Source organism: Pantoea sp. JV6 (assembly GCF_025910055.1).
GTDB lineage: Bacteria > Pseudomonadota > Gammaproteobacteria > Enterobacterales > Enterobacteriaceae > Pantoea > Pantoea agglomerans.
Map to the genome: position 1 here is coordinate 200,467 of NZ_JAPCIM010000004.1, position 26,843 is coordinate 227,309.

The 26,843-nt window shown below is 56.3% G+C and carries 21 protein-coding genes; 11 read left to right on the forward strand and 10 right to left on the reverse strand.

The annotated features are described in order from the left end of the window. Positions 1–16: 16 nt before the first annotated feature. Genes OK412_RS07785 through rstA form a run of 3 tightly spaced genes read right to left on the reverse strand, consistent with a single transcriptional unit; the run spans position 17 to position 3,547 of the window. A complete protein-coding gene (locus OK412_RS07785) occupies positions 17–1,504 on the reverse strand; it encodes a carboxypeptidase M32 (RefSeq protein WP_182504711.1) in 1,488 nt (495 codons plus the stop codon). 19 nt (positions 1,505–1,523) lie between these two features. After that, a complete protein-coding gene (gene rstB / locus OK412_RS07790) occupies positions 1,524–2,825 on the reverse strand; it encodes a two-component system sensor histidine kinase RstB (RefSeq protein WP_064691342.1) in 1,302 nt (433 codons plus the stop codon). Continuing rightward, the gene (gene rstA / locus OK412_RS07795; RefSeq protein ID WP_010244666.1) at positions 2,822–3,547 is read right to left on the reverse strand and encodes a two-component system response regulator RstA; all 726 of its coding nucleotides are present in this window, start codon (positions 3,545–3,547) and stop codon (positions 2,822–2,824) included. Before rstA ends, rstB begins: the two co-directional genes overlap by 4 nt. Positions 3,548–3,725: 178 nt before the next feature. Between rstA and OK412_RS07800 the strand changes: the two genes are divergently transcribed. Then, complete coding sequence (locus OK412_RS07800) at positions 3,726–4,139, forward strand: hypothetical protein (protein WP_010244668.1); 414 nt, start codon at positions 3,726–3,728, stop codon at positions 4,137–4,139. A gap of 142 nt (positions 4,140–4,281) precedes the next feature. Here the strand turns inward: OK412_RS07800 and OK412_RS07805 are convergent, their stop codons facing one another. Both OK412_RS07805 and ydgH read right to left on the reverse strand, forming a co-directional pair. Next, entirely contained in the window at positions 4,282–5,673 is a 1,392-nt protein-coding gene (locus tag OK412_RS07805) for a basic amino acid/polyamine antiporter (RefSeq protein ID WP_033757764.1), read from the reverse strand. 206 nt (positions 5,674–5,879) lie between these two features. After that, positions 5,880–6,833, reverse strand: coding sequence for a DUF1471 family protein YdgH (gene ydgH / locus OK412_RS07810; RefSeq protein WP_010244673.1), 954 nt, complete (start codon positions 6,831–6,833; stop codon positions 5,880–5,882). A gap of 540 nt (positions 6,834–7,373) precedes the next feature. Here ydgH and pntA point away from each other — a divergent pair. Together pntA and pntB are read left to right on the forward strand one after the other, a co-directional pair. Then, entirely contained in the window at positions 7,374–8,906 is a 1,533-nt protein-coding gene (gene pntA, locus OK412_RS07815) for a Re/Si-specific NAD(P)(+) transhydrogenase subunit alpha (protein WP_052272208.1), read from the forward strand. A gap of 3 nt (positions 8,907–8,909) precedes the next feature. Beyond that, complete coding sequence (gene pntB / locus OK412_RS07820) at positions 8,910–10,298, forward strand: Re/Si-specific NAD(P)(+) transhydrogenase subunit beta (protein ID WP_010670206.1); 1,389 nt, start codon at positions 8,910–8,912, stop codon at positions 10,296–10,298. A 46-nt stretch (positions 10,299–10,344) separates the two neighbouring features. On the opposite strand, the gene uspE is transcribed toward pntB, so the two are convergent. After that, positions 10,345–11,301, reverse strand: a complete 957-nt coding sequence (gene uspE / locus OK412_RS07825) for a universal stress protein UspE (protein ID WP_010244683.1) — start codon at positions 11,299–11,301, stop codon at positions 10,345–10,347. Between the two features lie 117 nt (positions 11,302–11,418). Next, positions 11,419–12,171 (reverse strand): FNR family transcription factor, encoded by a 753-nt coding sequence (locus OK412_RS07830; protein ID WP_010244686.1) that lies wholly within the window; start codon positions 12,169–12,171, stop codon positions 11,419–11,421. Positions 12,172–12,488: 317 nt separating this feature from the next. Here OK412_RS07830 and smrA point away from each other — a divergent pair, with 317 nt between their 5' ends. Next, a complete protein-coding gene (gene smrA / locus OK412_RS07835) occupies positions 12,489–13,055 on the forward strand; it encodes a DNA endonuclease SmrA (RefSeq protein ID WP_062757701.1) in 567 nt (188 codons plus the stop codon). On the opposite strand, the gene OK412_RS07840 is transcribed toward smrA, so the two are convergent. After that, the gene (locus OK412_RS07840; protein ID WP_010670205.1) at positions 13,052–13,972 is read right to left on the reverse strand and encodes a LysR substrate-binding domain-containing protein; all 921 of its coding nucleotides are present in this window, start codon (positions 13,970–13,972) and stop codon (positions 13,052–13,054) included. The two genes, smrA and OK412_RS07840, sit on opposite strands and share 4 nt — an antisense overlap. A 322-nt stretch (positions 13,973–14,294) precedes the next feature. Between OK412_RS07840 and OK412_RS07845 the strand changes: the two genes are divergently transcribed. The 4 genes from OK412_RS07845 (at position 14,295) to OK412_RS07860 (ending at position 20,874) form a co-directional block, all read left to right on the forward strand. Then, the gene (locus tag OK412_RS07845; protein WP_010244695.1) at positions 14,295–15,629 is read left to right on the forward strand and encodes an MFS transporter; all 1,335 of its coding nucleotides are present in this window, start codon (positions 14,295–14,297) and stop codon (positions 15,627–15,629) included. A 67-nt stretch (positions 15,630–15,696) separates the two neighbouring features. Beyond that, positions 15,697–17,040, forward strand: a complete 1,344-nt coding sequence (locus OK412_RS07850) for a VOC family protein (protein WP_264353003.1) — start codon at positions 15,697–15,699, stop codon at positions 17,038–17,040. 431 nt (positions 17,041–17,471) lie between these two features. Next, entirely contained in the window at positions 17,472–18,992 is a 1,521-nt protein-coding gene (locus OK412_RS07855) for a carboxylesterase/lipase family protein (RefSeq protein WP_029519079.1), read from the forward strand. Positions 18,993–19,209: 217 nt separating this feature from the next. Continuing rightward, positions 19,210–20,874: a methyl-accepting chemotaxis protein gene (locus OK412_RS07860; protein WP_052272212.1), complete on the forward strand. Its 1,665-nt coding sequence runs from the start codon at positions 19,210–19,212 to the stop codon at positions 20,872–20,874. On the opposite strand, the gene OK412_RS07865 is transcribed toward OK412_RS07860, so the two are convergent. After that, complete coding sequence (locus OK412_RS07865) at positions 20,832–21,713, reverse strand: LysR substrate-binding domain-containing protein (protein ID WP_264353004.1); 882 nt, start codon at positions 21,711–21,713, stop codon at positions 20,832–20,834. The two genes, OK412_RS07860 and OK412_RS07865, sit on opposite strands and share 43 nt — an antisense overlap. A 125-nt stretch (positions 21,714–21,838) precedes the next feature. On the opposite strand from OK412_RS07865, the gene OK412_RS07870 reads away from it, so the two are divergent. Further along, positions 21,839–23,005, forward strand: a complete 1,167-nt coding sequence (locus OK412_RS07870) for a methionine aminotransferase (protein ID WP_010244712.1) — start codon at positions 21,839–21,841, stop codon at positions 23,003–23,005. Between the two features lie 65 nt (positions 23,006–23,070). Then, entirely contained in the window at positions 23,071–23,847 is a 777-nt protein-coding gene (locus OK412_RS07875) for a transporter substrate-binding domain-containing protein (RefSeq protein ID WP_010670199.1), read from the forward strand. 36 nt (positions 23,848–23,883) lie between these two features. On the opposite strand, the gene pepT is transcribed toward OK412_RS07875, so the two are convergent. Beyond that, positions 23,884–25,110, reverse strand: a complete 1,227-nt coding sequence (pepT, locus tag OK412_RS07880) for a peptidase T (RefSeq protein ID WP_033787793.1) — start codon at positions 25,108–25,110, stop codon at positions 23,884–23,886. A gap of 127 nt (positions 25,111–25,237) precedes the next feature. Here pepT and OK412_RS07885 point away from each other — a divergent pair, with 127 nt between their 5' ends. Then, a complete protein-coding gene (locus OK412_RS07885) occupies positions 25,238–26,833 on the forward strand; it encodes an ABC transporter substrate-binding protein (RefSeq protein WP_264353005.1) in 1,596 nt (531 codons plus the stop codon). Positions 26,834–26,843 lie beyond the last annotated feature (10 nt).

The window sequence follows — 26,843 nt, forward strand, 5'->3', positions numbered from 1 at the left end:
CTGACCGCCCGAGAGCTTAGCTATTCAGGTAACGTTGTTCAAGGTGCTGGCGGAAGAAAGCCGGATTCAGCGCTTCGCCGGTGGCGTTGATCAGCAGCTGGTCGGTGGAGAAACGGCTGCCGTGCTGCCAGATGTTCTGTTGCAACCAGTCGAATACCGGCTGCAGCTCACCGTGCTGAATCAGCTCGCTGAGCTGAGGAATCGCAAGATGTACTGAGCGGAACAGCTGTGCTGCGTACATCGCGCCCAGCGTATAGGTCGGGAAGTAGCCAAAGGCGCCGTCGGTCCAGTGGATATCCTGCATACAGCCATCGCGGTAGTTACCCCGGGTATCCAGACCCAGCGACTGCATCATCTTCTCATCCCACAGCGCCGGGATATCCTCAACCTCAATCTCGCCTTCAATCAGCGCCTGCTCGATTTCATAACGCAGAATGACATGCGCCGGATAGCTGAGCTCATCGGCGTCAACCCGGATCAGGCCAGGCTTAACCTGCTGGGTCAGGCGTACAAAATTATCCGCCTGCAGGGCAGACTGGTCGCCAAAGGTGGCGATCACCTGCGGCAGAATGCGCTGCAGGAATTCGCGGCTGCGACCAAGCTGCATCTCCATAAACAGGCTTTGTGATTCGTGGATAGCGGTGGAGCGCGCCAGCGCCACCGGCTGCCCGCGCCACTGCTGCGGCAGATTTTGCTCATAGCGGGCGTGGCCGGTTTCGTGGATCACGCCCATCAGGGCGCTGAGAAACTCATTCTCGTTGTAACGGGTGGTAATGCGCACATCTTCCGGCACGCCACCGCAGAATGGATGCGCACTGATATCCAGCCGGCCATGGTTGAAGTCGAAACCCAGCGTTTCCATGATGCTCAGGCCGAGCTGACGCTGAGCAGGCAGGGCGAACGGCCCCTGCGGCGTGACAACAGTCTGTTGCGCCTGTTTTTCCACGACCTGCTGTAACAGATCGGGCAGCCAGGTTTTCAGTTCGCCAAAGGTTTCATCCAGCCGGGCGCGGGTCATCCCCGGTTCATAAAGATCCAGCAGCGCATCGTAACGCGAGCTGCCAGTGGCGTCGGCGCGGCGCTGGGCTTCTTCGCGGCTCAGACGCACCACCTCTTTGAGATTGGCGGCGAAGCCCTGCCAGTCGTTGGCGGGACGCTGAGTGCGCCATGCATGTTCACATACCGAACCGGCGATTGATTTGGCTTCTACAAAATCATCAGGCAGCAGGGTGGCCTGCTGGTAAGCGCGCTGCATCTCGTTGAGATTGGCCCGCTCAACATCGTTGAGTGACTGCTGCTCTGCGGCCCTGAGCCACTCACCAACCTGAGGGGCAGTGAGGATCTGGTGCTGCAACACGCTCATTTCGGCCAGCGCTTCACCACGCGCCTGACTGCCGCCCGGCGGCATGGTGGTTTGCATGTCACATCCGGCGATGGCCGTGACGTGGCTGAAACGGGAAAGGCGCTGGAACGTCTTGGTAAGTTGTTGATACGCTGAGGTCACGTAAGACTCCTTGTGGTTTTTAACGCAGCGGAATTTCCCGCAAGGTTAGATCAACCGGCCAGCAAAAGCGAACGCTGGCGCCGCCCAGCGGACTGGATTCAATAGTCACATTGCCGCTCAGCGCCTGGGCAATAGAGTGCACAATCGCAAGTCCCAGTCCGCAGCCGCCTGTAGCGCGATCGCGGCTGGGGTCCAGCCGGACAAAGGGTTCGAAAACCCGTTCACGCTCTTCAGGCGGAATGCCGGGACCGTCATCTTCCACCTGCAGACACCCTATCGGACCGTCGAACCACAAACTGACGCGCAGCCGCTGTTGCGCATAACGCAGTGCATTGTTGACCAGGTTATCCAGTACCCGCTCCATCAGGCGGGTATCAGAAATGCCGATGTTTTCACGCTGCGGCAGCTCAAGGTCGAGCCGCACGTCGGGATTGATAGTGCGGAAATCGTCAAGCCGCTCGCGCAGCCAGTTGGCCAAATCCAGCGATTTCAGATTGAGATCGACGCGCGGCCGGTCAAGACGCGCATAGGTCAGCAGCTCCTCAATCAGGCTTTCGAGCTGGCCGATATCGCGATTCAGCGCCACCCGTTCGCCATCCGTGAGGTTGTCGCTCATCTCCAGCCGGTAACGCAGGCGCACCAGCGGTGTGCGTAGCTCATGCGCAATACCGTCTATCAGCTGCTTCTTACTGGCAACCAGCGTATTGATGTTCTCTGCCATCTGGTTAAAGGCGATGCCGAGCCGGAACAGGCTGGAGGTGCTGTCAAAATGGGTGCGCACGTCCAGCTCGCCACGGCCAAAGCGCTGAGCCGCTTTTTCCAGTCGCTGCATCTCCTGCCAGTGGGGGCGCAGCCAGATAAACACCGGCAGCGCCAGTGACATACCTATAAAGATCAGCAGGGCAATATCCAGCAGTCGCATCTGATGCAGATAGAAGAGATAGGGAATCGGCCCGACTGACAATACGTAGTGGCTGCGCGGAATGTGCTGCAAAAAGGTGTATTGATCGTCGAGCGCCACGATCTCTCCGGCGCGCAACCGACGCATGTTGCCTTCATCAAGCTGATATTTGTTCATCGGCTCGATGTGCAGGTCGAACGACAGGCCGAGATCGAGACTCTTGATGGTTTTATTCCAGTCACGCGGCGGGATCTCGCGCAGTTCGCTGCGGATCAGGTAGAGCGAACTGGCCATCAGGTCATTCATCGACTGGCGGCCCGCACGTTCAGCGGTGAACTTGTAGACCAGTCCCACCAGCAGCGCCATCACCAGAAAGCAGACAAACAGCAGCAGATAAAACTGAATAAAAAGCTTTCTCATAGTCCGCGGGTATCCCAGGCCTGAGGCGCAAAAAGATAGCCTTTGTTACGAATGGTTTTAATGCGGAATGGCTCGGTGGCGCTGTCGTGCAGCTTTTTGCGCAACCGGGAGATGGCCACGTCGATGCTGCGGTCAAGGCCGTCATAGCTGACCCCGCGCAACGTTTTCAGCAGCGCATCACGGTTAAGCGTCTGGCCTGCATGGCTGGCGAGTACCCACAGCAGATCGAAATCTGCGGTGGAAAGGGCAATCTGCTCGTCAAACAGCGTGACCTGGCGGTTCAGCGCATCGATGGTCAGCGAGCCAAAACGCAGCATACGGTTGGCGGCGGGTGCGCTGGGCGCATCGTCCGGCTGTCCCTGCTGCGACTGACGCAGATGAAGGCGCAGGCGGGCCAGCAGTACCGCCGGCGGCGTGGTTTTCAGAATGTAATCCTGCGCACCCATCTCCAGGGCCAGAATATGGTTCATGTCGCTGTCCAGTGAGGTGAGCAGCACGATCGGCCCCTGCCAGTTGGCCCGCAGGTCACGGCAGATAGTCATGCCATCTTTGCCTGGCAACATGATATCCAGCATCACCAGATCGGGCTGCTGTTCGGCAATGACCGCTTCAGCACGGTCGCCGCGCATCTCGACAATCACCTCAATATCATGACGACCCAGATAGGCCGCAATCAGTGAGCCCACTTCGGGTTCATCTTCTACATAAACAATTTTGTTCATAGTTCACAAAGCAGAGACAGGGATGGACGGAAGCATATCTTTTCCTGGTCCTGAGCTCTACGTTACCGCACGAAATATCCGTGGCTTGCTGGTATATAACCGGCAAAATGTGCAATCATTAGCGCGGCCTTTTTGCGCCAGGTTTGGGATATTGATGATTATCATGAGGAGCGTTAGTGTGTCTGATAAAGAGCTGGCATCAGCCATATACCCCGACCGCATCTGCTTCAATTACAGTGACTTTCTCTCCGCTTCCTGCAAAAAGCGCTGGAGCTTCGTCGATGCTATTTATGGTGTGATGCCGATATTTGGCATGGTGACACGTAAATCGGCACACCGCTTACAGGGCAGTGACGACCCGTTAAAAGAATTAGCATTACAAATCATTTCTACTCAGGTCAGCGACGAAATTAATATCGCGCGCCTGATTACCCTTGCGGAACAACAGCAGATTAGTCGCTTCGATATTCAGCTTCCTTATCCGCTTTCGGCGGAGCAATTGGACGCGATCCATCATGAATATTCCAGGCCGCTGAATCTGACACAGCAGGATGACCTGCTGTGTGTCTCAATACCTGTGCAGTCACACTAAGAGCCTTTCCCTTCAGGCTATCTGATTTGTCAGTCTGAACCTGGGCAGTGCTCACCATCCTCACGTACTATCTGTACGCCGGGTTGCTTCGCGCTGGCCGGGTCCGGAGTGCCTGCAACCATTACGCCTGCCGGGCCAGGCGCTAAGTCGTCAACTGCCACACGGCGGGCAGCGTCGCGGCAATCAGCAATCCCATTGCAATCCGCTCCAGCGAAGTCAGCGCAAACTCTGCGCGGCCACCGCGTCGTGCAAACAGAAACAGCAGCAGGCCCGGTGTATAGAGCACCACAGACATCATCAGGTGCAATGGCCCCGAGGCGTAAAGCAGCCAGATGCCATACAGGCTGGCACCGATACCGGTCGCCATCGCCAGCGGTTTATGCTGTCCGCGTACTACTTTGATCAGATATAACCCCACCAGCAGATAGGGCACCAGAATCATCTCAGAGGCGATGGTCAGCAGGTTGTTGTAATTCGCACCAGTCAGGGCAATCAGGATCAGGCAGAGCTGAATACTGCCGTTGGTCAGCCACAGTGAGGCGGCTGGCGCGTTATGGCGGTTTTGTCGGGCGATACTGCGTGGAAATGCACCCTGTTGCGCAGCAATCAGGGGCACTTCAGCGGCCATAATCGTCCAGCTCAGATAGGCACCGCACACCGAGATAACCAGACCCACCGCAATCACCGCATCGCCCCAGTTGCCCATCAGTCGGGTCATCAATCCCGCCATGGAGGGGTTACGCATCTGAGCCAGTTCAGCACGTGGAACCACGCCAAGCGACAGCAGTGTCACCAGCAGATAGACCAGCAGCGCTGCCAGCACGGCGAATAGTGTAGCTCGGCCCACATCCTTTTTCTGGCGCGCGCGTGCAGAAACCACCACCGCCCCCTCGACGCCGATAAAGACCCACAGGGTAATCAGCATGGTCTGTTTGACCTGCTCCCATAGCGGTTGCCCTAGCGTGACGCCGGAAAAATCAAAGCGGAAGCGATCATAGTTGAACGCCATCACCGCCAGCACAATAAACAGCAGCAGCGGCACCAGCTTGCCGAGCGTCGCCATCAGATTAATGCTGGCAGCGGTCTGCACGCCGCGCAGCACCAGCCAGTGAACCAGCCACAGCAGCACGGATGCGCCCAGCATCGCCTGCCAGGTGTTGCCATCGCCAAAGATAATCCGGTCCGGCGTATCGGTGAAGAAGCTCAGGGCAGAGAAGACAATCACCAGATAGGAGACGTTGGCAATCACGGCGCACAGCCAGTAGCCCCAGGCGGAGCAGAAGCCCATCAGCTCGCCGAAACCGGCACGGGCATAGGTAAAGATGCCACCATCCAGCTCGGGTTTAAGGCGGGTCAGCAGCAGCATCGCCAGCGACAGAAAGATGATGCCGACGCCGGTAATCAGCCAGCCCAGCAGCAGCGCCGCCGGACCGGCCACTGCAGCCATATTTTGCGGCAGACTGAACACGCCTGCGCCCAGCATAGAGCTGAGCACCAGCGCCGTCAGCGCACCGAGACCTAATTTTTTCTCCAAAACAACCTTCCCGCTAGCATATATGGCTGGGTAAATCGGATTCTGTCGCTGGGTTATGTCACACCAAAGGCACAATACAGGGACAATATCCGGTAAAACAGGCGGAGGATTTTACGGAGTGTGGCAGGGGATGGCAATGCGTGACTATGCAAAACAGCGCAGGAATTATGCAAACAGCAGGGCGGCAGGCGCCGCCCTGAGGAGGATTACTTAAACAGGTCAGCCGTGACGGTCAGGTTACCGCCACTCTGGTTCTGCCACTGACGGGTAACGTGGTAGAACTTGGCACCTTTGTCCGCCGCACGCTTCGCCACTTCTTCTGAAATCTCAGTTGGCGTACCGAAGTGACCGGTGAAGGTTACGGTATCGAACGGCTGCATCTGAGCAGCAGTAATGGCATTCACTTCCTGCACCGATTTGCCGTTTGGCAGATTAACGGTATAGCGCTTGCCGGTAGAGCTTTGGGTTTCGAAGAAACGGCCCACTTTGTTGCTTGGCGTTTCAGACGAGGCCACGCCTGGAATCTCTACGTTAGCCGCCGCAGCGCCACCGGTTGCCAGTGCGGCTTTACCCGCTTCTGAATCGGCAGGAATCGCATTCGGTGTCTGCACCGCGCGCTCTTTAGCATCCGCTTTATAGACATAGGCGGTGACATACTGATTGCCGCCGCTGTTGGCATCGATCTGGCGAACGATAAAGAAGGAGGCTGCGCCTTTCTGTTTTGCGGCTTTCGAAATTGCGTCGTTTACATCCGGCTGGCTGGCAAAGAAGCCGCTGACCGAAACGGTATCGAAGGGTTCGAGTTTATACGCTTCTGCTTTTGGCAGTTCGTTTACGCCGTTGAAACGACGGTAAGTCGTTGACTCTGTGGCTGCCGGGGCATCGGCTTTATAGAGGTCAGCCGTAACGCGCCAGTTACCGCTGTTACCGTTGCTGTCGTTGATCGCCTGGATGTAATAAGAGGCAGCGCCCATCTGATCTGCACGCTTAGATACCGCATCGGCAGCGTCGCCAATTGCGTTGAAACGGCCGGTGATATTAATACGTTCGAATGGCTTCAACGCGGCCGCTTTTTCTGGCGTAAGTTCCTGCGCAGCGAATGCGTTGGCTGCCAGCAGGGACAACAGAGTGGTCGCCAGAATAGTGTTCTTCAGCTTCATAAAAATAATCCTTCGCCTTACGCAAAAATGAGTACGAAAACGTGCTGGACTCTTGATGTATAACAGAATAGCCGCTGATTATTGCATGTTATAAACAGACTGTCGCAGCGATTTTTTGTGTCAGATCGCGTTATTCAACCATGATTTTTTCATTTGTTTGTCATCAAACGCAGTTATGGCCAGTTTTAGTGATAGTTACCACTAAAAGCGGTAACTGTTAGCGATAAAATAGTTAATGCATTGTTAAATAAAGGTTTTTGTTGTTGATTAATTCGTCCGGGTACGATTATCTCTGGCAGATTATCTGCCTGTGAGACTATTTTGCAGTGGGATAACGCAGGTTTCTTAACAGAACACTGCATAATTGGGTGAATGTCATCACTCTGCCTAGTCGCTGTAGATCGCTCGTCACATTTTCAGTAGGTTATAAACACTTTGAAATACCTGCGTTTCGTCCAAAAGCGGCTGAAATCGCGTTTCAGTCGCGCTCTCGTGGTGCAGGTTCGGGCCATCATCCTTTAACCGATGAAAGGAAACACTATGTTAATTGGAATACCCAAGGAAAGGTTGCCAAACGAGTCGCGCGTGGCCGCCACGCCTAAGACCGTGGAACAACTCATCAAGCTGGGTTTCAGCGTCACCCTTGAGCATGACGCCGGTAAACGCGCCAGCTTCGATGATGAAAGCTATATCGCAGCCGGTGCCACACTCAGCGACAGAGAGCAGGTCTGGCAGTCCGATATCGTGCTGAAGGTGAATGCGCCGGATGACGAAGAGATTGCGCTGACGCGTGCGGGCAGCACGCTGGTCAGTTTTATCTGGCCCGCACAGAATCCCGAACTGCTGTCAAAACTGGCCGCACGTCAGGTCACGGTAATGGCAATGGATTCAGTGCCGCGTATTTCACGGGCGCAGTCGCTGGATGCCCTGAGCTCTATGGCGAACATTGCCGGTTATCGCGCCATTGTCGAAGCCGCCCATGAATTTGGTCGCTTCTTTACCGGTCAGATCACCGCAGCCGGTAAAGTGCCACCGGCAAAAGTGATGGTGATTGGGGCCGGTGTTGCCGGGCTGGCCGCGATTGGCGCAGCGGGCAGCCTGGGCGCGATTGTCCGGGCGTTTGATACCCGTCCCGAAGTCAAAGAGCAGGTGCAGAGTATGGGCGCCGAATTCCTTGAGCTCGGCTTTGAAGAGGAAGCGGGTAGCGGCGACGGCTATGCCAAAGTCATGTCCGAGGCTTTCATCAAAGCTGAGATGGCGCTGTTTGCCAGTCAGGCCAGAGACGTGGACATCATTGTCACCACGGCGCTGATCCCAGGCAAACCGGCTCCGAAACTGATCACCGAAGAGATGGTCGCCAGCATGAAGCCGGGCAGCGTCATTGTTGATCTGGCGGCGCAGACCGGCGGCAACTGTGCGCTGACCGTCGCTGACCAGGTTACCGTCACGCCGAATGGCGTGAAAATCATCGGTTACACCGATCTGCCCAGCCGTCTGGCGACACAATCCTCCCAGCTCTACGGCACCAATCTGGTCAATCTGATCAAGCTGCTGTGTAAAGAGAAAAATGGCGAAATCCAGGTCGATTTCGAAGATGTGGTGGTGCGTGGCGTCACCGTGGTACGCGATGGCGAAGTGACCTGGCCAGCCCCGCCGATTCAGGTCTCCGCCGCGCCACAGGCTGCCGCTGCCGCCGCGAAGCCGTCAGAAAAGATTGAGGCGAAGCCCGTTTCACCGTGGCGTAAATATCTGCTGATCGCCCTGGCTATTGTGCTGTTTGGCTGCCTGGCAAACGTGGCACCGGCCGACTTCCTCTCCCATTTTACCGTGTTCGCGCTCGCCTGCGTGGTGGGGTATTACGTGGTCTGGAACGTCAGTCATGCGCTGCATACACCGCTGATGTCCGTAACCAATGCCATTTCCGGCATCATTGTTATCGGTGCGGTCTTGCAGATGGGCCACGGTGGCTGGGTCACCTTTATCTCCTTTATTGCCGTGCTGATTGCCAGCATCAATATCTTTGGTGGCTTCACCGTCACCCAGCGCATGCTGAAAATGTTTCGTAAGGGGTAACACATGTCTGGCGGATTAGTCACTGCAGCCTATATTGTGGCTGCGATTCTGTTCATCTGTAGCCTTGCTGGTCTTTCGCGTCATGAGACCTCTAAGCGGGGTAATATTTTCGGTATCAGCGGTATGGCGATTGCGCTGATTGCCACCATATTTGGCCCGGACAGCGGTAATGTGGTCTGGATCCTGCTGGCGATGGTCATCGGCGGCGCTATCGGCATTCGTCTGGCGAAGAAAGTCGAAATGACGGAAATGCCAGAGCTGGTGGCGATTCTGCACAGCTTTGTTGGCCTGGCCGCAGTGCTGGTGGGCATCAACAGCTATATCGACCATGCGCCTGGCCTGCCAGCGGTGATGGAGAATATCCATCTCAGTGAAGTGTTTATCGGTATCTTTATCGGTGCCGTCACCTTCACCGGCTCGCTGGTGGCGTTTGGCAAACTGTGCGGCAAAATCTCTTCACGGCCGTTAGCGTTACCGCATCGTCACAAGCTGAATCTGCTGGCGCTGGTGGTTTCGTTCCTGCTGCTGCTGTGGTTTGTTAACACCAGCAGCACGGCTGTGCAGGTGTTTGCACTCTTGCTGATGACGGTCATTGCGCTGGCGTTTGGCTGGCATCTCGTCGCGTCGATTGGCGGCGCGGATATGCCGGTCGTGGTCTCGATGCTTAACTCCTATTCAGGCTGGGCCGCCGCCGCTGCTGGTTTCATGTTGAGCAACGATCTGCTGATTGTGACCGGTGCGCTGGTGGGGTCATCCGGTGCGATCCTCTCCTACATCATGTGCAAAGCGATGAACCGTTCGTTTATCAGCGTGATCGCGGGCGGCTTTGGTACTGAAGCCAGCAGTGGCGATGAAAGTCAGGAAGCGGGGGAGCATCGTGAGATTACGGCTGAAGAGACCGCTGAGATGCTCAAGGCTTCCAGCTCGGTGATTATCACCCCAGGCTACGGCATGGCGGTAGCGCAGGCGCAGTATCCGGTCGCGGAAATGACTGCCCGACTGCGTGCGCTTGGCATCAAAGTGCGCTTCGGTATCCATCCGGTGGCGGGGCGTCTGCCGGGTCACATGAACGTGCTGCTGGCAGAGGCGAAAGTGCCTTATGACGTGGTGCTGGAGATGGATGAGATCAACGACGATTTCAGCGACACCGACACGGTGCTGGTCATTGGTGCTAACGACACGGTCAACCCGGCGGCGCAGGATGATCCCCGCAGTCCGATTGCGGGCATGCCGGTGCTGGAAGTGTGGAAGGCGCACAACGTGATAGTGTTCAAACGCTCAATGAACACTGGCTATGCCGGGGTGCAGAATCCGCTGTTCTTCAAAGAGAATAGCCAGATGCTGTTTGGCGATGCCAAAGCCAGCGTGGAAGCGATTCTTAAAGCGCTGTAATAAAAAAGGGCGGCTAATCAGCCGCCCTCTCTGTTTCTGAGGAGGATTAATCCTCCTCATCCTCTTCATCATCCAGGTCAATCGGCGATTTGAAATCGTCCGGCTTAAGCGCCAGCAGATCGCAACGCAGATGATCAATCACCTGTTCCGCCGTATTACCGAGGAATGCCGCCGACAGGCCGGTGCGTCCAATCGTGCCCAGCACCACCACACCGGCTCCCAGATGTGCCGCCAGATCGGGGATGACCTCTTCCGGCAGGCCCTTAGCCACATGGGTGAACTCTTCACCAATCGAGAACTTCTGCCGTAGCGCTTTCATTGCCACCAGATGCTGACCACGGATCGCGTCGTTGTAGACGCTGGGATCAAAATCGGGCAGTTCGATAGCAATATTGATAGGGGTGATCGGGTAGGCGCCGACCAGATGCACTTCGGTCTGATTCACCTTTTCCGCCAGTATCACCGTTTCACGAATCAGCTTCTGATTCAGGCCATCGTGATGCGGCTCTTCGCTGGCAAGATTGACCGCGACAATCGCTTTACCGCCTTCCGGCCACGGCTGATCTTTGACCATCCACACCGGACACGGGCATTTACGCAGCAGGTGCCAGTCGGTTGGAGTGAAAATCACTGACTCAAGGCGATCGTGCTGATGCGCCATCTTCAGCACCAGGTCATGCTGATGGGCGAGCACTTCCTGAATAATGGCTTCGTAGGGACGGTTGTGCCAGATCACTTTGATGTCAATTTCGACACCGGCATCAAGGTAAGCGCGGGCCTGCTCGCGGATCCATTCGGTACGCTGGCTGATCACGCCCTGGCGCATCGACGCGCGCTCATCCGGCGAAAGCAGGGTGGTCATCTCATATGAGAAGTCATAGATAGGCAGGAAGGCTTTGATTCTTCCGCCAAGACGTTGATTCAGATAGACCGCACGTCGCAGCGCGGGCTGATCGTCTTGCTGGGCATCAATGGCGACCAGAACATTTTGGTACTGGGACATGAGGCGTTCTCCTTAAACCAGAGCGACTGGAATAAAGATAGCCTATGTTGCACAGCGGAAGAAGTGAAAAAGTTACTGCCGGATCAACAAAATAAGATTTATTGATCCGGCTGAGGATCAGGCGGCCTGGTGGCTCTGACCGGCGAGCTCTTCCAGCAGGGCGTGGTTTTCAATCGTGATGTACTTGCCTTTCACCGCCAGCATACCGGACTTCTGAAAACGCCCCAGCAGGCGGCTGATGGTTTCAACCGTCAGGCCCAGGTAATTACCGATATCGCCACGCGTCATGGTGAGGCGGAATTCGCGCTGTGAAAAGCCGCGCTGGCCAAAACGACGGGAAAGGTTCCAGATAAACGCCGCCAGGCGCTCTTCAGCATTTTTCTTTGACAGCAGCAGGATCATGTCCTGATCGCCTTTGATTTCACCGCTCATCAGACGCATCATCTGCTGACGCAGGGCCGGCATTTTGCCCGACAAATCATCAAGCGTTTCAAAAGGGATCTCACACACCATTGCCGTTTCCAGCGCCTGCGCAAAGCTGGGATGGCTGGAGCCCATAATCGCGTCAAAGCCGACTAAATCGCCCGCCAGATGGAAACCGGTGATCTGCTCATCACCCTGTTCAGTGATGGTGTAGCTTTTAATGGTGCCGGAGCGAATCGCATACAGAGACTTGAGTTCATCGCCTGCTTTGAAAAGCGTTTGCCCTTTCTGAATGGGTTTTTTACGCTCAATGATATTGTCGAGCTGATCCAGCTCATGTTCATTTAGCGTAAAGGGGATGCAGAGCTGACTGATGCTGCAATCCTGGCAGTGAATGGCACAACCGCCCGACTGAATACGACGAATGCTGCGTTTTTCAGGGATCATAATGGTTTGCTCGACGATTATTGACTGGGGTCAATTTTAACATTTTTTGTGCTGAAGGGAACTCATCCGAGCAGTTTTACACTTACAAATATTATGGACTAAGCACACAACGACAAACGCTGATGTGACGGGCTTCTCAGAATCCCGACAGGGCCGACTGTCAAGAAAACTTTCCGCTTATGTGATCTGTCACACGCTTCTGCACTGGCAGTGACTTTCGAAAAAGTGGGGTGGGCCGGTGATTCCAGCTTTTGCTACGCTAACGGGTAAAGCGTGATTTGCACATTCCATCAATTTTAACCAGGTGTGAGAAAACCATGAACCTTGATGATAATGATCTCTTTCGGGATGCCATGGGCGATGTCACGCCGTTAAAAGACACCACCACAACCTTGTGGCTTAAAGCACCCTCAACGAAGGCGCCACGAAAACCGCCAGGTGAATCGGAGCTGGAGAATTTCCTGACCCGGGGCGATCTGGAGATCGTTTCACTCAATACCCCGCTGGAATATAAAGCCGACGGCATTCAGCAGGGGATTCTGGATAAACTGCGCAGAGGAGAGTATCAGCTGGATGCCAGCCTCAATCTGTTGCGGCAACCGGTCGAAACCTGTCGTCAGGCGCTCTTTAACTTTATGATGCAGGCGCACAAACAGGGATTGCGCAATCTGCTGATCATCCACGGTAAAGGTCGTGATGATGAATCTCATGCCAACATTGTGCGCAGCTATCTGGCGCGCTGGCTAAAGCAGTTTGATGACGTACAGACCTTTTGCGTGGCCCAGACCCGGCATGGCGGGGCCGGGGCGCTTTATGTCGGATTGCGCAAAACCGATAAAGCCCGGCTTGAAAACCGCGAGCGGCATGCGAAACGCAGCCGCTAACTGTGAAACTTACGGATGGTGGACATCAGCACTTCAGCACTCAGGCTCAGTTCTGCGCCGGTGCGGGTAATGATGCCCACCGGTTCGCCCGGCCCGGAAGAGGCGATCGGCAGCGCACAAACAGCGTTGTGGCTCAGATCCTCTTTAATCGCCCCGGAAGGGACGAACCAGATGTAGTCGTAGCGAAGAGCCAGCTGGCGTGCCAGTGAAGTCGAAGAGGTCTCAATGCAGTGAGGCGGAAGGGTGCAGCCCTGTTCATCCAGCATCTGCTGTGCAATCCGGCGCGGAGCCGTGCCCTCGGGCGATATCACCACCGGCCACTGCATCGCACGCGAAAGCGTGACGTTGTCACTTAAAAGCGGGTGTTCCGGCCTGACCACCAGCTTGAGCGATTCCAGAAACAGCAATTCATAGGTCAGCCCGGTCATCATGGCGCTGTCCGCCATCCGGCCAATGCCGATATCGAATTCACCGCCGCGCAAGCCTGCCAGCAACACATTATTGTGAAGTGTCGCCACCTGAATGGTGGTGTTGGGCTGCAATTGATGAAAACGATCCAGGATGCGTGGCAGCATCCCCATCGCAGCAGTGGTCAATGCCCCCAGCCGGATAATCACCGGCGCATCGCCCGGCTGCTCATTAAAACTCTGTCCGGCATGGTTCAGCGCGTCGAGTACCCGTACCGCATGGGTCAAAAACTGCTCTCCCATGGTGGTCAGCTGCGCGCCCAGCCGGCCACGTTCAAACAGACGAACGCCAGTCAGCTCCTCCAGCTCATTCAGGGTCTTGGAGAGGGCAGGCTGGCTGAGGCTAAGCGTCTCTGCCGCCCGGCCCAGTGTGCCTTGCTGCGCAACCGCAACAAAGGTATGTAGATGGCGCAAGCGAATGCGCTGATTGAAAAGGATATTTTTTTCCATATCCTAAACTTAATGAGAATGACCGGCTTCAGGCAACTGTTTAAAATGAATTCTGTTAACTTTGCTGCAAATTTATTTTAACAAACGATTTGAAATGACCGCGCTACCCTTTAACTCTCTGATTAAAAAGCGCTCAGCCGGGTATGCCTCTGAAAAACGCCATCCTCTGACTACGGTATATCAATAACTTAACGGCTTAAAGTTGAATAATTCTCAATATCATATAAAAATCTGACCGCTTAAGGTTAACGATCGGCTATCATTAGCGCCGTTTTTTTTACTTAAACTGATGTCAGATTTCGTTACTCCAGAGGAGTGTTCATTGACCAGCGTCGAGGCGGTAGATGTCCGCCAGCTTATCAACCAGCAGGGGCTGAGCCACTGGCAAAAGCGGCTCATTGCGCTCTGTTTTATCGTGGTGGCACTCGATGGCATGGACATTGCGATCATGGGATTTATTGCGCCGACACTGAAAGCCGCGTGGGGGGTGAGTAATCATCAGCTCGGGGTCGTCATCAGCGCAGCGTTAATCGGGCTGGCGCTGGGTGCCATGGTGGCAGGGCCGCTGGCTGACCGCTATGGCCGTCGCATGATGATTATCCTCAGCGTCTTCTTTTTCGGTCTCTGGACGCTGGCAACGGCGCTGTCACAAAACATTGAGCAGATGATGCTGTTCCGTTTCCTGACCGGGCTGGGACTGGGTGCGGCGATGCCCAACGTCGGCACGCTGGTGGCGGAATATGCACCTGAGCGGCGGCGGGCTTTTATCATCACGGTGGTGTTCTGCGGCTTTACCTTTGGTGCCGCCAGCGGGGGATTTGCTGCCTCCTGGCTGCTACCGCGCTATGACTGGCACTCCGTGCTGCTGCTGGGCGGTATTCTGCCGCTGCTGGTGTTGCCATTACTGATCCGCGGCCTGCCGGAGTCGGTGCGATTTCTTATCAGCCGTGGCGCACCGGCTGCCCGCATTCACGCCATCCTCGACCGGATGATGCCGGGCAAAACCGCGCCCGACTGTGCGTTTCACGCGCCTGAGGCCACCGTGCCGGTGAGCGGCGCGATAGGCACCGTACTTTCACGCCGCTATCTGTTTGGCAGCACTATGCTGTGGGGCGGCTACTTTATGGGGCTGTTCATGGTTTACCTGATTGGCAGCTGGCTGCCGTCGCTGGTCAACACCCTGGGCATGTCAGTGACCGAAGCGGCGATTATCACCGCGATGTATCAGGCCGGCGGGACGCTGGGCTCCCTGTTTGCGGGCTGGATGATGGATCGCTTCAACGCTAACCTGGCCCTGGCGGCGATCTACGGCTGCGGCGGGCTGTTTATTGTGGCACTGGGCTTTTCACCCGCGGAAGTGGGTATGATGAGTGCGATCGCCTTTTGCAGTGGCTTCTGTTTCAACGGGGCCAATACCGGTATGAATGCCTTATCCGCCAGCTATTATCCTACCCACGCCCGCGCTACCGGTTCCAGCTGGATGCATGGAGTGGGCCGCATCGGCGCGATTTTAAGCGCCTTCGTTGGCGCAGAGATGATGTCCCTTGGATGGTCTTTCAGCGTTATCTTTCTGCTGCTGGCAATACCGGCTGTGATCACCACCCTGATGCTGCTGTTAAAAAACCGCTACGGCTTTAAGCCGATCACAGATTCGTGATTTTTTCCGCTGAGGCCAGCGTGTTGCATTACATTAGCAGCAACGCTAACGGTGTCAGGTGGATAAGATGGACAACTTTCTCAGTGCGGATCTCATCCGCACCCGTTTCTCTCAGGCGATGTCAGCTATGTATCAGCAGGAAGTGCCGCAATATGGCACGCTGATGCAGCTGGTGGCGACCGTCAACGACCGCGCGCTGGAAGCGGATATCGCGCTGAAAGATCGTCTCACCGCAGCCGATGAGGTCGACCGACTCAACCTGGAACGTCACGGTGCGATCCGTGTGGGCACGGCAGACGAATTAGCCACACTGCGGCAGCTGTTTGCGGTGATGGGAATGCACCCGGTTGGCTATTACGATCTCTCTCAGGCTGGTGTGCCGGTGCACTCCACGGCGTTCCGGCCGATCACCGATGCGGCGCTGCGGCGCAATCCCTTTCGGGTCTTTACCTCGCTGTTACGCCCTGAACTGATCGACGACCGCGCGCTGCGTGAAAAGGCGGCGGAGATTCTTGCCGCGCGCGACATTTTCACCCCCCGTTGCCGGGCGCTTCTGGAACTGCATCAGCAGCAGGGCGGATTAACCGACGAGCAGGCCACTGAGTTTGTTACCGAAGCACTGGAAACCTTCCGCTGGCATGCCCATAGCAGCGTGGACAGTCAGACCTATCAGGCGCTGAACCAGCAGCATCGGCTGATCGCTGACGTGGTCTGCTTTCCCGGCTGCCACATCAACCATCTCACGCCGCGCACGCTCGATATTGACCGCGTACAGCAACTGATGCCGTCGCGCGGTATCGATCCGAAAACCCTGATCGAGGGACCGCCGCGTCGTCAGGTACCGATCCTGTTACGTCAGACCAGCTTTAAAGCGCTGGAAGAGCCGATCATCTTTAAGGATGGGCATCAGGGAACCCATACTGCACGCTTCGGTGAAATTGAGCAGCGCGGCGTGGCGCTGACGCCTCAGGGCCGTGCGCTCTACGATCGGCTACTCAGCGAGGCGGGCAGCGGTCAGGATAATCAGCAGCATCAGCAACATCTGGCGGCGATTTTCCGTGACTTCCCCGACGACGAAACCACGCTGCGCCAGCAGGAGCTGGCCTGGTTCCATTATCGCCTGAGTGAAAAGGGCATCGCGACGCCGCCGGCTCAGGGTGAATCGCTGGAGACCCTCATCGAAGAAGGTCGTGTGCTGGCAGACCCTATCATCTACGAAGATTTTCTGCCCGTCAGCGCGGCGGGCATTTTCCAGTCCAACCTCGGCGATCGGGCGCAGGTTCGTTCGGCGGGACAGGCGAGCCGCCAGGCATTTGAAGCCGCGCTGGGCGCTGTCGTGCTGGATGAGATGGCGCTATACGAAGAGCGCCAGCAGCGCTCGCTGGCACAGTGTGGCTTACGGCCAGACTGACGCCTCTGCAGGCAACAGGCGCGTTGCCCGCAACGCTTTCTCCGCACTCGCCCTGCTAAGGCCAGTGGACCTGAAGTGGGGCAACGCGGGTAATATGCTGACAGGACTGGGGAAAAACAACGCTTTACCGCTCAGCGCAGGTTTACCCGCGTGAGTATCTTAATCTATTAGCAGACTGACTGATTAACAGCCGCACAACCGCACGTGATAACAGAGCAACGACGCGCCACTCCGGCGCTGGCAGCGTCATTGACCAATTGCGAAAAGATAAACAACGTTGAATCATAACCCTAACTGACTCTCTGAACCTGTTGATGAGCATGTTCACGCCTGCCCCTCACGCTTCGGCATATTCTGCAAATCCCTTCCGTACCTGGACAATGCTGGCGGGCCTGCAAATAATGGAGGGACGTTTGAACAGGGAAACAGGAATGAAAAACGAAACAGGTCTGAGGATCATGACTGCTGAGGGGGAGTTGCGTGGATGCATGGACGATGACCTTTTCGTATTCAAAGGCATACCTTATGCGGCGGCACCGCTTGGCGCACTGCGCTGGCGTCCGCCTCAGCCGGTTACGCCCTGGCAGCAGGTGCGCGACGCCACCGCGTTTGGGGCTTCCGGCTGGCAAAATCGCACTTACTGCCAGGCCGTGGGCGGTGGCGATCCGGGTGAGTTCAGCGAAGATTGCCTCTACCTTAATGTCTGGACGCCCGATGTCGCGCCCGTGAAACCCCTGCCGGTAATGGTATGGCTGCACGGTGGTGGCTACACCATTGGTGCTGGCGGGCTGGCACCTTACAACGGCAAGCCGATGGCTTCACGCGGCGCGGTGGTGGTGACGCTCAACTACCGGCTCGGCCATCTCGGTTTCTTCTCTCATCCGGCCCTGGATGCTGAATACCCTGTTGCCAGCACGGTTAACAATTTTGGCCTGCTGGATCAGATTGCCGCACTGCAGTGGGTGCAGCGCAACATTCCTGCCTTTGGCGGCGACCGCCGCAATGTGACACTTTTCGGTGAATCCTCAGGCGCACGCAGCGTACTGTCACTTTGCTGTTCGCCATTGGCCGAAGGGCTGTTTCATAAAGGGATTGTGCAGAGCGCCTACAGCCTGCCTGATACGCCGCTGAAAAAAGCGCGTCAGCAGGGTATGGCGGTGGCCCGCCATTTCGGTCTGCCGCCCGATGCCAGCGCTGATGACCTGCGCGCACTGCCTGCCGATGCCTTCTGGTCGCTGGAAGGGCCGCTGGCGATCCCGCCGGTGCCGATTGCGGGTGACGCTGTCCTGCCTGAGCCGATGCTGAAAACCTTTATGGCTGCAAAACAGCACCGTCTGCCGCTGATGGCGGGCAGCAACAGCGATGAAGCCAGCGTGCTGGAATATTTTGGCGTGGATGCCACCGCGGTGCTGCATCAGTTACGCGATAAAAATCGTCTCACTTACCGGACGCTGAAATGGATGTATGACATTCATGACGATCAGCGGCTGGGACGTGCCGTGGCGCGCGATATGGCATTCAGCCTGGTGCCGTGGCTGGTGATGCGGGCGCAGCACAATGCCGGAATGCCAGGCTGGCGCTACTGGTTTGATTATGTCTCTGAACATGCCCGTGACCTCTATCCGCACGGCACCTGGCACGGCAACGAAGTGCCTTATGTGCTGAACACGCTGAGTCAGATGCCGGATCCCAACGAAGAACGACCCTTCAGTGAGGCCGATCGGGCATTTGCGGCACGGGTCAGCGAGTACTGGTTTACCTTTGCCCGTGATGCTACGGAATATAAGCATCAGCTGGAGGGGGAAGTCGTGTGGCCAGCCTGGCACCCGGGCTCTGACGTGACAATGTCACTTGGTGATGATCGGAAGAGCGGGCTGGTTCTGAAGCGGAACTTTATGCGCGCCCGTATGCGGCTTTTCCGGCTATTAATGACTCGTATGGTCAGGCTTTAAACGGCAGCTCATGGTTAGCCTGCTAACCATCAAATTGCGCGAATGGAATTAATCTGCTTTTTAAAGGTTAACCTGCTGAATAAAAAGGCTATAAAGTGAAATTTGCCTTAGGGACGCTGTAAAATATTAGGTAACAAAACAGTTACATCTTCACAATCGCATGCCGATAAACCTCCTATGCCCGACGCTTGCGGGTCAACGTGTATAGGATTTTGGTATGGGAATGCTCAAAAATTTTACCATTCGCGCAGTGATGCTCTCTATTCTGGGACTGTTTTGTTTACTGTGGAGCGGCGTCGGGCTGTATAGCATTCACTCTCTTGGCGCGCTCAGCGAAGGGAATGATGTGGACCGTCATCTGGTTGAGCAAATGACGGTGCTGAGCAAAGGCAACGATCAATATTTTCGTGTTATCACGCGCTTATCCCGCGTAATGGAAAGCAAAGCCGCAGGTCAGACCCTGAACGATGAGGCTTATGCTCCGGTGCAGCAGGCGCTGGACAGCATGACCCAGCAACTGGCGCGCTTTAAACAACTGGCACCCGGCCCGATGAACCCGGATGTCGTGGATGGGGTGATTCAGAGCTGGCAAAAGCTGCTGGATGCGGGCGTTACGCCACAATTGCAGCTGGCCCGTCAGGCCTCGCCTGATGCTTATCGTCAGCAGGCAAATAACGTCACGCCGCCACTCAGTCGTGCCTTTGGCATCAGCGCAGAGAAATTCAGCCAGGGCGCAGCTGAAAAGCTGGATGCAACCCGCGTTGAAGTGGATCACCTCACCGCGATGACCAAAACGATTATTACCATCACGGTAATTATCGGCCTGTTTATTCTGCTGTTTACCGACCGCTATCTGGTGGCGATGCTGGTCCGTCCGCTGGAAAGTATCCGTACCCACTTCGCGGTCATTGCTACGGGCGACCTGAGTCAGCCGGTATCCGATTTCGGACGCAACTGCGTCGGTAAACTGGTGCCGCTGCTGAGCGCCATGCAGGATAGCCTGCGTGAAGCGGTCAGCGCCATTCGCAGCGGCACTGAGAATATCTCGCGCGGTGCCGCAGAGATTTCTGCCGGTAACAACGACCTCTCTTCACGTACCGAAGAGCAGGCCGCTGCGCTCGAACAGACTGCGGCCAGCATGGAGCAGTTGACGGCCACGGTAAAATTCAACGCCGATAATGCCCGCCAGGCCAGCCTGCTGGCAGAAACTGCCACCACCACGGCACAACGTGGCGGTCAGCTGGTCAGTGAAGTCGTCAGCACTATGGATGGCATCTCCGGCAGCTCGAAGAAAATCGCTGAAATCACTAACGTGATCAACGGCATCGCTTTCCAGACCAATATTCTGGCGCTGAACGCCGCCGTCGAAGCGGCACGTGCTGGCGAACAGGGTCGGGGTTTTGCGGTCGTTGCTTCTGAAGTGCGTAACCTTGCACAACGCAGCGCCAACGCCGCGAAAGAGATTGCGACGCTGATTGAAGATTCGGTTCAGCGTGTAGGTAAAGGCGCCGAGCTGGTCAGCACCACCGGCGGCACCATGAACAATATTCTGAAATCGGTGCAGGATGTTGATGCGATCATGAAACAGATTGCCTCCGCCTCAGAAGAGCAGAGCAAAGGCATCTCTCAGGTGGGTGCCGCGGTAACCGAAATGGATAGCGTGACCCAGCAGAACGCCTCACTGGTTGAAGAAGTCTCGGCCGCGGCGAGCGCGCTGGCATTGCAGACGGAAGCGCTGCAGGCCTCTGTGTCGAAGTTCCGTCTCTCCAGCAGCCGCCAGACCGCACCGGTCATCACGAATAAACCTGCCGCGCCGAAAGCAACCGTGCTGAATGCGCCTCAGGCTAAACCGGCGGATAACGGCGACTGGGTCACCTTCTGATCCCTGCACAGCCACGCCACCAGTTCCGCCAGGAACGGTGGCGCATCCTGCGCGGGCCGTTGCAGTAAACTGTAAACGGCACCGGTTTTTACCTCGCCAGCGAACGGCTTAATCAGCCTGCCGCTGGCTATATCACTCTCCACCAGATTGCTGTCGGCCATCGCCACACCAAACCCCTGAATCGCTGCACTGATCGCTAAGTCCATGGTGGCAAAATGCTGGTTCCGCTTCATGTTCAGTGTCACCTGCTGCGCCTGCAGCCAGCACTGCCAGTCACGCGTATCTGCCGTCGGATGCAAAAAGGTCATTGTGGCCAGTGCCGCCGGGGAGTCCGGGCGGGGTTGATCGGCTGCCATCACTGGCGTCAGCGACTCACTGAACAGGCAAATTCCGTCAGGGTGCGGCTTACCATAGACAATCGCCACATCGAAGTTCTCAAGCTGCGCGGCATGATCCAGCGTGGTGGTCAGGGCCACATGCAGTTCGGGCCGATGATGCTCCAGCGCTATCAGCCGGGGCACCAGCCAGCGCATTGCACAAGTTGGCGCTTTCAGGCGAATGCTGACCTGACTACGGCGGACCTTCTCGCTGGCCTGAACCATCAGCTCAAAACCCTGCTGTAAGTCGGGCAGCAGCGCCGCGCCCTGAGGGGTCAGGCGCAGACCGCGCGCGTGGCGGTCAAACAGCGTCACGCCCAGCCACTGCTCCAGCGCGGCAATCTTACGACTGACGGCGCCCTGCGTCAGGCACAGCTCGTGGGCAGCGTGAGTCAGATTGAGATGTCGGGCGGTCACCAGAAAGGCGTGAATGGCATTAAGCGGCAGCGATAAGCGTGACACGGTGAACCTCAGCTATGCATTTTTGTCATGACTATTATGACGACATTTCGCTTGCCGACTCAAGTCGCAGCCCGTTGAATAGCTATTTACCGCATCTGAGCGGTTATGCCCCTGACGGAGAGAGTATGTCCCTGAAAACGCCTGTCGCTATCCACTCAAAATTGCCGGACGTCGGCACCACTATTTTCAGCGTGATTGGCCAGCTTTCGGCGCAGCATCAGGCGATTAACCTGTCGCAGGGCGCGCCCAATTTCCCCTGTGATCCGGCGCTGGTCGACTCAGTCAGCCGCGCGATGCAGGAAGGACATAATCAGTATGCCGCCATGATGGGCTTGCCCGCCTTACGCGACGCGCTTGCCAGCAAAGTGCAGGCGCTCTATGGACAACAATATGATGCCGCCAGTGAAGTGCTGATCACCGGCAGCGCCAGCCAGGGGCTCTATATGGCGATTACCGCGCTGGTTCATCAGGGCGATGAGGTGATCTTCTTTGAACCGGCGTTTGACAGCTACGCGCCGGTGGTGCGGTTGCAGGGCGGTAAACCGATTGGCCTGAAGTTGCAGGTGCCGTCATTTGCTATCGACTGGGATCAGTTGCGGGCAGCAATCACGCCGCGCACCCGGATGATCATTATTAATACGCCGCATAACCCCAGCGCGCAGGTGCTGACCCCCGACGACCTGAATCAGCTGGCAGCCTTAATCCGCAACACCGATATCGTGGTGCTCTCCGATGAGGTTTACGAGCATATTCTGTTTGATGGGCGACCGCATTGTGGGATGGCGACGCATCCGGAGCTGGCAGCCCGCAGCGTCATTGTCTCTTCGTTTGGCAAAACCTTCCACGTCACCGGCTGGCGGGTAGGCTACTGTCTGGCACCGGCAGAGCTGATGACTGAGCTGGTGAAAGTGCATCAGTTTATGATGTACGCCGCCGATACACCGATGCAGGTCGGTTTCGCACACTATCTGCAGACGCCAGAGAACTATCTGTCGCTCAGTGCCTTCTATCAGCAGAAGCGCGATCGGCTGATTGCCCTGATGCAGAACTCCCCGTTCCGGCTGCTGCCGAGTGCGGGTTCGTTCTTTATGCTCGCCAGCTATGGACATTTCAGTGACGAACCGGACAGTGAAATGGTAAAACGTCTTATCGTCGATCACGGTGTGGCGACCATACCGCTGTCGGCGTTTTATATGGATGGCACAGATAACAAACTGATTCGGCTCTCTTTTGCTAAAGACGAGGCGACACTTGAGGCTGGCGCGGCTGCGCTATGTGCTTTTTCTCACTGATTCACGCCACCGCGTGAGGCAGCTCGGGGAACAGGTAACCAGGACTTTTCGGGGTAAATAACATAATGAAGAAACTGAACGCGCTTTTTCTCGCTCTGGGCATGATGACATCGGTACAGGCACTGGCACAGGATTTACGCTACGGCGTGGAGTCACAATATCCGCCTTTTGAAAGCCGCAATGCTAAAGGGGAACTGGAAGGCTTTGATATCGAGCTGGGCAATGCCATCTGTAAGGCGGGCAACTTCAGCTGCCACTGGGTTGAGAGCAGCTTTGATGCGCTGATCCCGGCACTGCAGGCGAAAAAGTTCGACGCCATTAACTCGGCGATGAACATCACCGAAGCGCGCGCCAGAAGCATTGCGTTTACGCAGCCGATCTACCGTATTCCGACCATGTTAGTGGCGAAGACCGGTGAAAATCTGGCACCGACTGCCGAAGGTCTGAAGGGCAAGAACATCGGTGTATTACAGGGATCCATCCAGGAAACCTATGCGAAGAAGCACTGGGAGCCGCAGGGTGTGACCGTGACCTCGTATCAGGATCAAAACCAGGTTTACAACGACATGGTCGCGGGCCGCCTGGATGGCACACTGGTGATGTCCGCTGCCGGTCAGTCTGGCTTCCTCGATAAACCGCAGGGCAAAGGCTTTGGGTTTGTTGGCAAGCCAGTCGAAGATGACGCGATTCTTGGTTCAGGCATCGGCTACGGCCTGCGCAAAGATGACGCGCAGCTGAAGCAGTCACTGGATGCGGCGATTGCTAAAGTGCAGGGCGATGGCACCATCAAAAAGCTGGCTGAAAAATATTTCCCAGGCATTGATGTCAGCGCGAAGCCATAATCGTAATCGGGCGCGTTCTGCGCCCGATTCCTCCGCTTATTCCGCTGCCAGATAACAGAGTTTTTCCGCCACCTGATAGGACTTCACAAACGACGTTACCGGCAGAAATTCGAAGCGTGAATGGAAGTTGTGCGCGCCGGTAAAGAAGTTCGGCGTCAGCAGACCTTTGGCTGACAGCGCGGCACCGTCTGTACCGCCACGCATCGGAATCACCTTCGGCTCAATCTCCAGCGCGGCAAAGGCACTGAAGATCAGGTCAATCGCCCGACGATCTTCACCCAGGGCATTGCTGATATTGCTGTAAGTATCGCTGATACCCACGCTCACCTTGCCGGTGGGGTAACGCGCCGCCAGATCCTCTGCTGCCTGCTGCAACTGCTGCTTACGTGCCGCAAAGCTGGTCAGATCAAAATCACGGATTGAGGCCTTAAGCGTCGCCTTGCTGGCGTTGGCCTGAATCTCATTGAACCAGATATAGCCTTCACGGCCTTCAGTGTGCTCCGGGGTCTGCTGCCGATCAAACAGGCTGATATAGTCATGGGCCATCAGCAGCGGATTGACCAGCACCCCTTTGCCCGACATCGGATGGGCGGGTACACCGGTAAACACAATTTCTGCAGCGGCAGCATTGAAGTTTTCATAGACCACTTCGCCCAGTTCGCAGCAGTCGATGGTCCAGGCGAAATCAACATTAAAGCGCGTTTCCAGATCCAGCGCTTTCGCGCCGCGCAGCCCAATCTCTTCGTCCGGCACAAAGGCCACCACGATGTCGCCGTGGTCGCCGTTAAGGTTCTGCATCAGCGTCATCACCACGGTGACCGCCGCTTTGTTGTCCGCGCCCAGCACGCTGGTGCCGTCGCTGAAGATCACCTGCTGACCGACGTAGGGCGCGATCTCCGGATGTTCATCGCGGCGCAGCCAGATATCCTGCTCTGCATTCAGACAGAGATCTTCGCCCTGCCAGGTGAGGATCTGCGGGTGGATATCGGGCGACAAACCGACATCAACGGTATCGATATGCGTAATAAACCCGATGCGCGGCGCGTCAGGCCGGTTGCCGCGTTTCACCGCCGTCACCGTAGCATGCTCATCAATCACTACCTCATCCAGCCCTGACGCGCGCAGCTCATCCGCCAGCAGTTCCGCCATGGCGTGCTGGCTCGGCGTGCTGGGCAGGGTGGTGGATTTGGCATCGCTCTGACTGCTGATGGCGAGGTAACGGAAAAAACGTTCTGTGAGCTGCGACTCAAGTTTGTCTGTCATCACTATTCCTTATTAGTCAGCCACCGGCGGGGTTCGTTATGGTGCCGAATCGTGCTATCAATGAAGCATCTGAATGATTCATTTAGATATTGTGATCACCGGAAGTCAATACAAAGCGAGGATAATAATGAAAATCAAGATAGCCACCTTAGCGCTTGTTACGGCTGGGATAGCGCTGGCTGGCAGCGTTAACGCCAAAACGCTGGTCTTCTGTTCTGAGGGATCGCCAGAGAACTTTAACCCGCAGCTCTATACCTCCGGGACCAGCGTTGACGCCAGTGCGGTGCCGGTTTTCAACCGGCTGGTGGACTTTACGCCTGGCACCACCAACCTGGTGCCCAGCCTGGCGGAACGCTGGGAAATCAGCCCGGATGGCACGGTTTACACCTTCCATCTGCGCAAGAATGTGAAGTTTCAGAGCAATAAAGCCTTCAAACCCAGCCGCGACTTCAACGCCGACGATGTGATCTTCTCGTTTATGCGCCAGATGGACCCGAAAAATCCTTACCACAATGTCTCTGGCGGCACCTATTCCAACTTCGAAAGCCTGGAGCTCTCCACGCTGATTAAAAGTATCGACCGGGTTGATGACCACACCGTGCGTTTTACGCTGTCCCATCCGGAAGCGCCGTTCCTTGCCGATCTCGCCTGGTACTTCGCCTCGATCCACTCGGCGGAATATGCAGACGCGATGCTGAAAGCGGGGACGCCGGAGAAGGTCGATATGAACCCGATCGGCACCGGACCGTTTGAGCTGGTGCAGTATCAGAAAGATTCCCGCATTCTCTACAAAGCGTTCCCGGACTACTGGCAGGGCAAGGCGAAACTCGATCGGCTGGTGTTCAGCATCACGCCGGATGCCTCCGTGCGCTACGCCAAGCTGGAGAAGAATGAGTGTCAGGTGATGCCTTTCTCTAATCCCGCCGATCTTGAAAAGATGCGCGCTAACCCGGATATCACCCTGGAACAGAAGGCGGGTCTGAATACCGGCTTCCTGGCGTTTAACACCACTAAAGCGCCAACCGATAACGTTAAAGTGCGTCAGGCGCTGGCGATGGCGATCAACAAACCGGCAATAATCGAGGCGATTTTTAAAGGCACCGGCACGGTTGCGAAAAATATCCTGCCACCGGGCGTCTGGAGCGCCGACAAAGATCTGAAAGATTACGACTACGATCCAGAGAAGGCCAAAGCCCTGCTGCAACAGGCGGGTGTGAAACCGGGTACCGAAATTGCGCTCTGGGCGATGCCGGTTCAGCGGCCTTACAACCCGAATGCGCGCCGCATGGCGGAGATGATTCAGTCGGACTGGGCTAAAGTGGGCATCAAAGCCAATATCGTCAGCTATGAGTGGGGCGAATACCTGAAACGCGTGCGCAGCGGCGAGCATCAGGCGGCGCTGATGGGCTGGACCACCGCCACCGGCGATCCGGACAACTTCTTTGGCCCGCTTTACAGCTGTACCTCTGCACAGGGCGGTTCCAACTCCTCAAAATGGTGCTATCAGCCGTTCGAGAAGTTAATCACCGAAGCCCGCGCCGAGCCGGATCAGGGCAAACGCACCGCGCTCTATCTGCAGGCACAGCAGATGATGCATGACCAGATGCCTGCGGTGATGATTGCGCACTCCACCATCTTTGAGCCGGTGCGCAAATCAGTCAGCAGCTATCAGGTCGATCCGTTCGGCAAACACATCTTCTATCAGGTTGATATTAAGCAGTAAACGGTAACAG

Bases quoted from the DNA above. Each gene is read 5' to 3' on its own strand.
- OK412_RS07850 (WP_264353003.1), top strand. From the start codon at position 15,697: ATGGACAACTTTCTCAGTGCGGATCTCATCCGCACCCGTTTCTCTCAG.
- OK412_RS07885 (WP_264353005.1), top strand. From the start codon at position 25,238: ATGAAAATCAAGATAGCCACCTTAGCGCTTGTTACGGCTGGGATAGCG.
- OK412_RS07855 (WP_029519079.1), top strand. From the start codon at position 17,472: ATGAAAAACGAAACAGGTCTGAGGATCATGACTGCTGAGGGGGAGTTG.
- OK412_RS07860 (WP_052272212.1), top strand. From the start codon at position 19,210: ATGGGAATGCTCAAAAATTTTACCATTCGCGCAGTGATGCTCTCTATT.
- OK412_RS07875 (WP_010670199.1), top strand. From the start codon at position 23,071: ATGAAGAAACTGAACGCGCTTTTTCTCGCTCTGGGCATGATGACATCG.
- pntB (WP_010670206.1), top strand. From the start codon at position 8,910: ATGTCTGGCGGATTAGTCACTGCAGCCTATATTGTGGCTGCGATTCTG.
- rstA (WP_010244666.1), bottom strand. From the start codon at position 3,547: ATGAACAAAATTGTTTATGTAGAAGATGAACCCGAAGTGGGCTCACTG.
- rstB (WP_064691342.1), bottom strand. From the start codon at position 2,825: ATGAGAAAGCTTTTTATTCAGTTTTATCTGCTGCTGTTTGTCTGCTTT.
- ydgH (WP_010244673.1), bottom strand. From the start codon at position 6,833: ATGAAGCTGAAGAACACTATTCTGGCGACCACTCTGTTGTCCCTGCTG.
- pntA (WP_052272208.1), top strand. From the start codon at position 7,374: ATGTTAATTGGAATACCCAAGGAAAGGTTGCCAAACGAGTCGCGCGTG.
- smrA (WP_062757701.1), top strand. From the start codon at position 12,489: ATGAACCTTGATGATAATGATCTCTTTCGGGATGCCATGGGCGATGTC.
- OK412_RS07840 (WP_010670205.1), bottom strand. From the start codon at position 13,972: ATGGAAAAAAATATCCTTTTCAATCAGCGCATTCGCTTGCGCCATCTA.
- pepT (WP_033787793.1), bottom strand. From the start codon at position 25,110: ATGACAGACAAACTTGAGTCGCAGCTCACAGAACGTTTTTTCCGTTAC.
- uspE (WP_010244683.1), bottom strand. From the start codon at position 11,301: ATGTCCCAGTACCAAAATGTTCTGGTCGCCATTGATGCCCAGCAAGAC.
- OK412_RS07830 (WP_010244686.1), bottom strand. From the start codon at position 12,171: ATGATCCCTGAAAAACGCAGCATTCGTCGTATTCAGTCGGGCGGTTGT.
- OK412_RS07870 (WP_010244712.1), top strand. From the start codon at position 21,839: ATGTCCCTGAAAACGCCTGTCGCTATCCACTCAAAATTGCCGGACGTC.